This is a genomic window from Pseudonocardia lacus (assembly GCF_018531445.1).
GTDB lineage: Bacteria > Actinomycetota > Actinomycetes > Mycobacteriales > Pseudonocardiaceae > Pseudonocardia > Pseudonocardia lacus.
Map to the genome: position 1 here is coordinate 1 of NZ_JAHDTH010000251.1, position 10302 is coordinate 10302.

12 protein-coding genes are annotated in these 10302 nt (G+C 75.7%); 6 read left to right on the forward strand and 6 right to left on the reverse strand.

What is annotated here, in order from left to right:
- Nucleotides 1-756, forward strand: a 756-nt coding sequence (locus tag KIK08_RS34165) for a TerD family protein (RefSeq protein ID WP_214407453.1), incomplete at its 5' end; no start/stop codon positions are given.
- On the opposite strand, the gene KIK08_RS34170 is transcribed toward KIK08_RS34165, so the two are convergent.
- From KIK08_RS34170 to KIK08_RS34180, 3 genes are read right to left on the reverse strand one after another with little or no spacing between them, the layout of a single operon-like run.
- A complete protein-coding gene (locus KIK08_RS34170) occupies nt 702-1154 on the reverse strand; it encodes an NUDIX hydrolase (protein ID WP_308258068.1) in 453 nt (150 codons plus the stop codon). The genes KIK08_RS34165 and KIK08_RS34170 overlap by 55 nt on opposite strands.
- Before the next feature lie 8 nt (nt 1155-1162).
- Complete coding sequence (locus KIK08_RS34175) at nt 1163-1630, reverse strand: nucleoside deaminase (RefSeq protein ID WP_214407462.1); 468 nt, start codon at nt 1628-1630, stop codon at nt 1163-1165.
- Between the two features lie 44 nt (nt 1631-1674).
- On the reverse strand, nt 1675-2193 hold the full coding sequence (locus KIK08_RS34180; protein ID WP_214407455.1) for a tRNA adenosine deaminase-associated protein: 519 nt from the start codon (nt 2191-2193) through the stop codon (nt 1675-1677).
- Between the two features lie 92 nt (nt 2194-2285).
- Between KIK08_RS34180 and KIK08_RS34185 the strand changes: the two genes are divergently transcribed.
- The 4 genes from KIK08_RS34185 (at nt 2286) to KIK08_RS34200 (ending at nt 6389) form a co-directional block, all read left to right on the forward strand.
- Nucleotides 2286-3500, forward strand: a complete 1215-nt coding sequence (locus KIK08_RS34185; protein ID WP_214407456.1) for a M20 metallopeptidase family protein — start codon at nt 2286-2288, stop codon at nt 3498-3500.
- A 54-nt stretch (nt 3501-3554) separates the two neighbouring features.
- On the forward strand, nt 3555-4901 hold the full coding sequence (locus KIK08_RS34190) for an amidase (RefSeq protein WP_308258069.1): 1347 nt from the start codon (nt 3555-3557) through the stop codon (nt 4899-4901).
- A 62-nt stretch (nt 4902-4963) separates the two neighbouring features.
- On the forward strand, nt 4964-5923 hold the full coding sequence (locus tag KIK08_RS34195; RefSeq protein WP_214407457.1) for a prephenate dehydrogenase: 960 nt from the start codon (nt 4964-4966) through the stop codon (nt 5921-5923).
- A gap of 10 nt (nt 5924-5933) precedes the next feature.
- Entirely contained in the window at nt 5934-6389 is a 456-nt protein-coding gene (locus tag KIK08_RS34200) for a GNAT family N-acetyltransferase (RefSeq protein WP_214407458.1), read from the forward strand.
- On the opposite strand, the gene KIK08_RS34205 is transcribed toward KIK08_RS34200, so the two are convergent.
- Together KIK08_RS34205 and KIK08_RS34210 are read right to left on the reverse strand one after the other, a co-directional pair.
- Nucleotides 6386-6982, reverse strand: coding sequence for a putative glycolipid-binding domain-containing protein (locus KIK08_RS34205; protein ID WP_250558403.1), 597 nt, complete (start codon nt 6980-6982; stop codon nt 6386-6388). The two genes, KIK08_RS34200 and KIK08_RS34205, sit on opposite strands and share 4 nt — an antisense overlap.
- 129 nt (nt 6983-7111) lie before the next feature.
- Nucleotides 7112-8050 carry an ATP-dependent DNA ligase gene (locus tag KIK08_RS34210; RefSeq protein WP_214407460.1) on the reverse strand — a complete coding sequence of 313 codons (939 nt, stop codon included), beginning with the start codon at nt 8048-8050 and terminating at the stop codon, nt 7112-7114.
- Between the two features lie 92 nt (nt 8051-8142).
- On the opposite strand from KIK08_RS34210, the gene ku reads away from it, so the two are divergent.
- Nucleotides 8143-9129, forward strand: a complete 987-nt coding sequence (gene ku, locus KIK08_RS34215; protein ID WP_434056944.1) for a non-homologous end joining protein Ku — start codon at nt 8143-8145, stop codon at nt 9127-9129.
- Between the two features lie 93 nt (nt 9130-9222).
- Here ku and KIK08_RS34220 read toward each other — a convergent pair.
- Nucleotides 9223-10302, reverse strand: a 1080-nt coding sequence (locus KIK08_RS34220; RefSeq protein ID WP_308258070.1) for an LCP family protein, incomplete at its 5' end; no start/stop codon positions are given.

Consider the following 10302-nt stretch of genomic DNA (forward strand, 5'->3'; position numbering starts at 1 on the left):
GTCCGCGTGCTGGTGCTGGGCGGCCCGCACGAGCGGGCCGCGGCGGTGCGCGCGGAGGCGGAGAACCGCGGCGCGACGGTCGCCGTGCGGCTGACCGGGTCGGTGACCCACGTCGTCGAGCTGGACGGCGCCGGTGGCGACCGGCGCCTCGGGGCCACCCTGGACCTGCCGCGCCTCGATCCGGACACGCTCGCCCCGCCCGCCGGCGGCCCCGCCGACCCGACCGGCGAGCCCGCCGTGGCCCGCCTGCGCCGCGGCGAGGTGATCGACCTGCCCGACGGCGTCGGGCGCTGGGAGGCGTTCGTCAGCTGGCCGGCCGACGGCGGCGCCGAGCTCGACGTGGTCGCGCTGGTGGTCGGCGACGACCAGCGCGTGCTCTCCGACGAGCACATGGCGTTCTTCAACAACCTCGTCACCCCGCGCGGCGAGGTCGAGCTGACCGTCGACACGGCGGGCGAGGCGCGGGCCGTGCTCGACCTCGACGAGCTGGCCGGCGCGGGCGGGCGGGTGGTGCTGGCCGCGACGACGACCGACGGCACCCGCTTCGGCGACGTGGGGCCGGTGGAGCTGCTGCTGACCGACTCCGGCGGGGCGGCGGTGGCCCGCGGGGTCTGCGACGCCGCGACGACGGAGCAGTCGCTGCTGGTGGCCGAGGTGTACCGACGCGGGGAGCGGTGGCGGATCCGGTCGGTCGGGCAGGGCTACGACGACGGGATGTCGGAGCTGGCCGTCCGGTACGGCGTCGACGTCGGCTGACCGCAGGCGGCCAGGCCCACGTCGACGACCGGTCTCCGGCGCAGGCCGGGGACCTCGGCGAGCGGGATCCACGCGGCCCGGTCACTGCTGCCGCCGATCTCGAACCGCAGGTCGCCGCCCACGACCGTGCCGGCGTAGACGATCTGCACGGCGTGCAGGTCGTAGGGCGGGACGTGGCGGGTGCGCAGCCGCAGCGAGTCGACGGTCAGCAGCGCGTCCAGCCGGACGGCGTAACCCGTCTCCTCGGCGACCTCGCGGACGGCGCCTTCGTGCGGCTGCTCGCCGTGGTCGAGCCCGCCGCCGGGCAGGCCCCACTCGACGCGGCCGTCGGGGTCGACGCCCCCGGACAGGAGCACGGCGCCGTCGCGGACGCAGACGACGTACGCGCCGACGCGCACGCGCTTCCTCACCGGTAGCCGCCGAAGAACGACTCCATCAGGGCGGCGCACTCGTCGGCCAGCACCCCCGCCACGACCTCCGGGCGGTGGTTGAGCCTGCGGTCGCGCAGGACGTCCCACAGCGAGCCGACCGCGCCGGTCTTGGGCTCCCACGCCCCGAACACCACCCGCTCGACGCGGGCCAGGCCGATCGCGCCCGCGCACATCGTGCACGGTTCGACGGTCACCGCGAGGGTGCAGCCCTCCAGGCGCCACTCGCCCCGCACGGCCGCCGCCGCGCGCAGGGCGAGGACCTCGGCGTGCGCCGTCGGGTCGTCGAGCGCCTCGCGGGCGTTGCAGGCCGCGGCCAGCTCGACGCCGTCGGCGTCGACGACGACCGCGCCGATCGGGACGTCGCCGGTGCGGGGCGCGGCAGCGGCGAGTTCGAGGGCGCGCCGGACGAGGCGCTCGTCGGAGGTGTCCGGGAGGGCTCCGATCGGCGTGGGTCGACGCCGGGCCCCGCTCCCGTCAGGCGCCGCCGTCACCGCGCGTCGACGACCTCGGCCAGTTCGGCGGCGAAGCCGCAGCGGCGACCGATGGCGGCGAGCTGCTCGTCGGGCCACAGCTCGAACTCGTTGGCCAGCACCTCCAGCTCGTCGGCCGGCAGGCCGAGGTCGGCGAGGATGGTGAGGTCGCCCTCCGGCCACGGGTCGTCGAGCGCGTCCTCGTCGGCGGGCAGTTCGATGCGCAGCAGGTCGAGCACGTCGGCGGCGACGTCGTAGTCGAGCGCCGCGACGGCGTCGGACACCATGAGCGACACGCCGCCGGGGGTGGGGCGCAGCAGGACGAAGAACTCGTCGTCCACGTCCAGGAGGCCGAGCACGGCCCCCTGCGAGCGCAGCTCCCGCAGCTCGGTGATCGCGGTGTCGAGGTCGACGAGGGCCTCGGCGGTGAGTCGGACGCACCGCCAGCGGCCGTCCTCCCGGATGGCCGCGACGGCATAACCGGGCAGGGCGTCGTCCCGTACGCCCGCCGGCGCCTCGATGCTCTGCACTGCCATGAGACTACGGTAAGCCCAGGGGTGACTGTGGTCCAAACCACAGCGGCAAGTTCACCTCCGCCGCACCCCGGGAGGGTGCCAGTATCGGGGACATGTCGCTGGACGTGTCGATGACGGGCCTGGTGCGCCGGGCGCAGGACGTCCAGCACCGCACGGTGGCGCTGCGCCGCGACCTGCACCGCCACCCGGAGATCGGGCTCGACCTCCCGCACACGCGCGACGCGGTGCTCGCCGCGCTGTCCGACCTGCCCCTGCAGGTCCACCTGGGCCGCTCGACCAGCTCCGTCGTCGCCGTGCTCGACGGCGCCCGCCCCGGCCCGACGGTGCTGCTGCGCGGCGACATGGACGCGCTGCCCCTCACCGAGGACACCGGGCTCGGCTACTCCTCGACCGAGCCCGGCGCGATGCACGCCTGCGGCCACGACACGCACGTGGCCATGCTCGCCTCGGCCGCGCGGGTGCTCGCCGACCGCCGCGCCGAGCTGGCCGGGCGGGTGCTGTTCATGTTCCAGCCGGGCGAGGAGGGCTGGCACGGCGCCCGGTACATGATCGACGAGGGGCTGCTGGACCGCACCGGGCCGGCCGGGCGCCCGGACGCCGCCTACGCCCTGCACATCAGCGCGACGCTGCCCACCGGCGAGGTCCACGTGCGGCCGGGGCCGCTGATGGCCGCCGCCGACGTGATCAAGGTGACGGTGACCGGGCGCGGCGGGCACGCCTCGGCGCCGCACGACGCCCTCGACCCGGTGCCCGCGGCGGCGGCGATGGTCGGGGCGCTGCAGACGATGGTCACCCGCAGGCTCGACGCCCACCAGCCCGCGGTGCTCACCATCGCCCACATCCGGGCCGGCACCACCAGCAACGTCATCCCGGAGACCGCGTTCCTGGAGGGCACGCTGCGCACGCTGTCGGCGCAGACGCGCGAGCGCGCGCACGACGGGATCCGGCGGATCTGCACGCACACCGCGCTGGCCCACGGCTGCCGCGCCGAGGTGGAGATCGAGGTCGGCTACCCGGTGACCGTGAACGCCGCAGGCGCGGTCGACCGGCTCACCGGTGTCTGCCGCGCTCTGCTGGGCCCCGACCGGGTGGTCACCATGCCCGCCCCGATCATGGGCGCCGAGGACTTCTCCTACGTGCTGGAGCGGGTGCCGGGGGCGCTGGCGTTCCTGGGCGGGTGCCCCCCGGGCACGGACCCGGCCACCGCCCCGCCCAACCACTCCAACCGCGTGGTCTTCGACGAGGACGCGATGACCACCGGCGTCGCCGTGTACGCGGCCCTCGCCCTGGACGCACTGCGGCGGTAGCCGGACCGGCACCCCTGTCCCCCCGGCCCGACCAGGAGGGGGCAGGGTTGGGCCGTGACCACGCCGACCCACCCGACGATGCCGCTGCGCGAGCTCACCATGGCCCTGCGGTCCCGCGAGCTGTCCGTCGTCGAGCACATCACCGACGTCCTCGACCGGCTCGCCGCCGACAACCACAACGCGGTCATCGCCCTCGACACCGACGCGGCGCTCGCGGCCGCCGCCCAACTCGACGCCGAACTGGCGCGCGGCCGGTGGCGGGGCCCGCTGCACGGGGTCGCGCTCGGGGTGAAGGACCTGTTCGACGTGGCCGGGCTGCGCACGACGGCCGGGTCGGCCGTGCTGGCCGGGGCCCCGCCCGCGGACGCCGACGCGGCGGTGGTCGCCCGGCTCCGCGGGGCCGGCGCGATCCCGGTCGCCAAGCTGCACACCCACGAGTTCGCCTACGGCCCCACCGGCGACGTGGCCGCCACCGGGCCGGCCCGCAACCCGCACGACCCGTCCCGGATCACCGGCGGCTCGTCGTCCGGGTCGGCGGCCGCGATCGCGGCCGGGCACCTCCCGCTGGCGCTGGGCACCGACACCGGGGCCAGCGTGCGCACTCCGGCCGCGCTCTGCGGGGTGGTCGGGCTCAAGCCGACCTACGGGGCGCTGCCCACCGACGGCGTCTTCCCGCTGTCGGAGACCTTCGACCACGTCGGGCTGCTCGCCGCCGACGTGCACGGCGCGTCGGTGGCCTGGGACGTGCTCGCCCGCCCGGACGGCACCGGCGGCGGCATCCAGGCCCCCGGCGTCGACGGGGTGCGGATCGGGCTGCTGCTCGACGACTACTGGAAGGCGCTGGACCCGGCGCTGGACGAGGCCGTCACCGCCGCGGCCCGGCGGCTGGAGGCGCGCGGCGCGCGGGTCGTCGAGCTGCGCACCCCCATGATCGACGAGCTGGCCGCCACCTACGGCCCGATCGTCGGCGCCGAGGCGCACGCCACCCACGCCCGCTGGCTGGCCGAGCGCCCGGGGGACTACCAGGACTTCACCCGGCAGCGGCTGCTGCTGCAGGCCGACATGCCGGCCGGGGTGTACGTCGAGGCGCTGCGCACCCGACGGCGGCTGGTGCCGCGGCTGCGGGCGGCCGTCGACGGCGTCGACGCGCTGCTGCTGCCCACCACCCGGCTGCGGGCCACGCCGATCGGGCAGCGCGAGGTGGAGGTCGGCGGCGCGGCCGTGCCGGTGGCCGCGTCGCTGCTGGCCCTGACCCTGCCGTTCAACCAGACCGGGTGGCCCGCGGTCTCGGTGCCCGGGAGGGTCGCGGACGGTGGCCTCCCCGCCGGCGTCCAGGTGGTCGGCGTCCGGTTGGAGGAGCGCGGGGTGCTGCGGGTCGCCGGGGCGATCACCGGTTCGTGACGCCGGGTAGCCGGGCGTTTCCCCGTTCGTGGCGGCGGACCGGCGCCGTAGGCTGACCGTCCGTGAGAGCGGTGTGCGTGGTCGGTGCCGGGCTGATCGGCGGGTCGTTGGTGCGGGCCGCCGACAAGGCGGGTCGGGAGGTGTGGGCGGCGACGGCGTCCGAGGACACCGCCGCGCAGGCCCGCGCCGACGGCTACGACGTCACCACCGACACCACGGCCGCGCTGGCCAGGGCGGCCGAGCAGGACGCGCTGGTCGTGCTGGCCACCCCGCTGCCCGTGCTGCCCGACGTGCTGCGGCTGGTCGACGCGGCCGCGCCGGGGTGCCGGCTCACCGACGCGGTGAGCGTCAAGGGCGCGGTCGTCGACGCCGTAGCCCGGTACGCGCCGCGGGCCCGCTACGTGGGCGGGCACCCGATGGCCGGCACCACCGACTCCGGCTGGGCCGCCGGCCACGGCGGGCTGTTCACCGGCGCGGCCTGGGTCGTCGGCGCCGACGACGGCACCGACCGCGACGTGTGGGCGGACGTGGCCGAGCTGGCCTGGGCGTGCGGAGCGCACGTCGTGCCGGCCGGCGCCGAGGAGCACGACCTGGCCGTCGCCCGCGTGTCGCACCTGCCGCACCTGCTGGCCGCCGTGCTGGCCTCCACCGGGGCCGGCGTCGGCCTGCCCGACGACGACCCCGGCCTGCCGATGGCGCTGGCCGCGTCCTCCTTCGCCGACGGCACGCGGGTCGCCGGCACCCGCCCGGAGCTGGTGCTGGCCATGTGCGACGGCAACCGGCGGGCCCTGCTCACCGCGGTCGACGAGGCGCTGGGCCGGCTCGGCGCGATGCGCGGGGCGCTGGCCTCCACCGGCGGGCTGGCCGCCACGGTCAACGCCGGCTACGAGGGCCGGCAGCGCTGGGCCGCGGCCCGCAACGAGCCGGGTGTGCGCATCACCGGCCGCGAACCGTGGGACGAGCTGCGCGCGATCGGCCGCGCGGGTTCGCCGGTGCTCGGGTGGGCGACCGGGCCGCAGTAGCCTCGCGCACGTGGTGGTGCGGGCGGCGCGGCCGGACGAAGCGGAGCTGCTCAGCGCGCTGGCGCTGGCCTCGAAGGGGCACTGGGGCTACGACGCCGCCTTCCTGGCGGCCTGCCGCGAGGAGCTGACCCTCACCGCGGAGGACGTCGTCGCCCAGCGGGCTGCGGTCGTCGAGCGCGACGGCCGGGTGGCCGGCTTCTGCACGCTGGTCGGCGAGGCGCCCGAGCTGGAGCTGGGCATGATGTTCGTGCACCCCGACCACATCGGCGCCGGCGTCGGGCGGGAGCTGTGGACGCACGCCGCCGCCACCGCCGCGGACCTGGGGGCCGAGCGCGTGACGATCGACGCCGACCCGTACGCCGAGGCGTTCTACCTCGCCATGGGGGCGAGCAGGGTCGGCGAGGTCGCCTCCGAGTCGATACCCGGCCGCGTGCTCCCGCGGCTGGCGTACCGACCGAAGGGTTAGGTCGTCGCGGCCGGGGCGGTGCTCGGGCCGACCCGGGTGGCGAGCCCGGGGTAGCTGGCGACCACGCCGTCGGCGTCGACGACGAGCTCGGCGCTGTTGTCGTCCCACTGCAGCTCGATGAGCGCGTGGCCGGAGTCGTCGAGCGGGGAGACCGTGCGGTAGGTCCGCGTGACCTGGCTGACCTCGAGGGAGGGCAGCGACACGAACACCACCGGGATGGTGTGGTCGCCACCGCTGCGGTGCAGGTCGAGCCGGCGGATCGGCACCGTGTTGAGCATCGGGCTGTACTGCAGGTCGATGTCGAGCGCGCCGCCGAACTCGTTGCGGCCGCCGCCGGAGCCGGTGTCGAGCAGCCAGTAGCCGTCCTCGGTCCGGTTGAGGGTCAGGTGGCGCTCGCGGTTCGCGGTGGCACTGGTGATCGACAACCGCTGCAGCTCACCCCCCGAGCCGACCACCAGCCGGAACGAGGCCGTGAAGTCGCCGTCGGGGTGCACCCGCACCATCCGGCTGAGGGCCCGGTACGCGCCGCCTGCGCCGATGTTGAGCCGCGTGCCCTCGAGCCCGTGACCGTCCTCGGCCTGCCACGTGAGCATGGTCGTCACCGGGACCACGGTAGACGACCGGGCGCCTTCCGCACGTCCTCCCGCAGCGGCACATCTGTCACGATCCGCGGTCGCGGCGACCGGCGAGGTCGATCGGGCCGACGGCCGGGCGGCGCGGGGTCACCCGACCGGGTCGGGAGCGTCGTCCGGGACCTCGGGGGGCAGGTCGGTCGGGTGCAGGTCGTCGCGGATGCCCCGCAGGGCCGGGTCGCGCAGCCGGCCGCCGGGTCCGCGGCCGCCGTGCGCCACCTCGACGACCGTCGTCGGCTCGCACCAGCGCGCCCCGGCCGCCTGCGCCCGCGACAGGCCCGCGGTGAACGCCGGGACCGCCGTCGCCGCCAGCCGCCCCTGCAGCACGCGCTGCACGACCGGGCCGGCGTGCGCCACGTCGACCGCGCCGACGAACCGCAGACCGGGTCCGTCCGGCAGGCCGAGCAGCAGCGAGCCCACCCTGTCGGCCACGCCCCGGGCCGGCCGCCAGCCCCCGACCGCGCAGGCCATCGTGCGCCGGTGCGGCGTCACCACCCAGTCCGGGCTGCGCTCCCCCGGCCGGTAGGTCCCGCCGCGGCGCTTCGCGACCACCCCCGCCATCCCCCGCTGGCGGGTGACGTCGAGCAACGCCGCCCCGTCGGTGTAGAGGGGCGAGAGCGACAGGTTCGCCACCACGTCGAGGTCGAGCCGCTCCAGCGTCGCGCGCCGCTCCCCCATCGGCCGCTCCAGCAGCGGCACGCCGTAGAGCCGCAGCACGTCGAAGACCATGTAGGTGACCGGGCGCGCCTGCGCCGCCCGCGGGTCGACCGGCTCGTGCATGCGGTCGGTCAGCGCGGCGAAGCTGGGGACGCCGCCGTCGAGCAGCACGACCTCGCCGTCGAGCAGGACGTCCGGGGCGAGCCGGGTCAGGCCGCCGAGCTCGGGGAACAGGGCCGTCACGTCGCGGCCGCCGCGGTCGGTCAGCCGGACCCGCCCGTCGGCGACGTCGGCCAGCAGCCGCATGCCGTCCCACTCGACCTCGAAGAAAATGTCGGACCCCGCCGGTAGTGTCCCGGTTGTGGCGAGCATCGGCTGCACGCCGACATGCTGACACCGGCAGCGACGTACCGCGGAGAGCAGACGCTGCGCCGCGGCGGAGACGGGAGCCTGCAATGCGCGCGATGTGGAGCGGGGCAGTGTCGTTCGGCCTGGTCAGCGTGCCGATCAAACTGTACTCCGCGACGACCAACCACGACATCCGCTTCCACCAGGTGCACGCGGCCGACGGCGGCCGGATCAAGTACAAGCGCACCTGCTCGATCGACGGCGAAGAGGTCGACTACGCCGACATCGTCAAGGGCTACGAGACCGAGGACGGCGAGCTGATCACGCTCGACGACGAGGACCTCGACTCCCTGCCCGTGGCCACCGGCCACGAGATCGACGTCGTCGAGTTCGTCCCGGCCGACCAGATCGACCCCCTGCTGTTCGACAAGAGCTACTACCTCGAACCCGAGGCCAAGGCGGCCAAGCCCTACGCGCTGCTGCGCGAGGCCCTCGTGCAGACCGACCGCATGGCCGTGGTCAAGGTGGCGCTGCGCCAGCGCGAGACGCTGGCCCTGCTGCGGGTGCGCGACAAGGCGATCGTCCTGCAGACGATGCTCTGGCCCGACGAGGTCCGCGAACCCGACTTCGACATCCTCGACACCGACGTCGACCTGCGCCCGCAGGAGCTGACGATGGCCGCGTCCCTGGTCGAGAGCCTCGGCGCCGACTTCGACCCGGCCGACTTCCACGACGACTACCGCGACGCGGTCGTCGAGCTCATCGAGCGCAAGCGCACCACGGGGGAGACCCGCCCCGCCCCGGTCGCCGAGAAGCGCGACGAGGGCCCCGACAGCATGACCGACCTGCTCAGCGCGCTGCAGGCGAGCGTGGAGGCCGCCCGCTCGGCCGCCGGCGGGTCGGGCGCGGGCTCCGGGTCGACCAAGTCCGAATCGAGCACGCCCGAGTCCGACGACGAGGAGAAGAAGCCCGCGCGCTCGGGCAGCCGGTCGTCGTCGGGCACCACGAAGAAGGCGCCCGCCCGCAAGCCGGCGGCCCGCAAGAAGGCCGACTCCGACGAGGAGACGGCCGAGCCCCGCAAGCGAGCCCGCAAGCCCGCCTGAGCGGCGACTCGGCCCACTTCGCAGAGGCGCAGGGGTCTCCGCAGGTGCGGTGGCCCCTGCGCAGACCACGACGCCCCTGCGAAGACCGGCCCGTCACGGGCCGAGGGCGTTCTCCGGGGGGCGCTGGTCCTGCTGCAGCGCCTCGAACAGGGCCAGGGCGCGTTCGCGGTCCCAGTTCACCACCCCGTCGCGGACGGGGACGGTGGTGGAGATGCCGTCGCCGAGGCTGCGCATCGCGAGCCCGAGCTGGGCGAGGTTCCAGATGTGGTCGCCGCCGTCGACGGTGATCGAACCGGAGAGGTCGGTCGCCAGCGGGACCACCCGGAACGGGTTGGCCAGCACGGCCGGGCTGGTCACCTTGTCCAGCAGCGCCGAGAGGAAGGCCCGCTGGCGCTCCACCCGGCCGAAGTCGGAGTTCGCGGTGGCTCGGGTGCGGACGTAGCCGAGCGCGGTGGCCTCGTCGAGGGTCTGGCAGCCGGCCTGGATGTCCAGCGCGGCCTTCGGGTCCTTGATGGCCTCCGGTACGCAGAGGTCGACGCCGCCGACGGCGTCCACCACGTTGACGATGCCCAGGAAGCCGATCTCGGCGTAGTGGTCGATGTGCAGGCCGGTGGCCCCTTCCACCGTCCGCACCAGCAGCTCCGGACCACCGCCGTCGGGACCGCCGCCGCGCCCGTACGCCGAGTTGATCTTGTGACGGCCGTGCCCCGGGATGTCCACCATCGAGTCGCGCGGGATGCTGACCAGCACCGTCCCGCTCGCCCCCGAGTGCAGCAGCATGATCGTGTCGGTGAGCTGGGACGTCTCGTCGCCGGTGGCGTACCTGTCCTTCTCCTCGTCGCTGAGCTGCTGGCGGCTGTCCGAGCCGACGATGAGCCAGTTCGTGCCCGACGACGTGGCGGCACTATCGGCCGGGAGCGCCTCCACCCGGTTGAGCGTGGTGTCGATGTAGAGCCCGAACCCGACGATCGCGATCAGCAGCACCGCCAGCACCGCCAGGACGCGGCGCAGCCAGTGGCGCGGACGGCGCCGGGTGACCGAGCGGCGGGGCCGGATCGCGGCCTGCGGGTACGCCGGCGGCATCGGCCGCCGACGCGCCGCCGGTGGCGGCTCCGGCGGGTAGTCGCCCCCGTCCGCGGGCAGCACGGCCGTCTCCGGCAGCGGGCGCCGGGG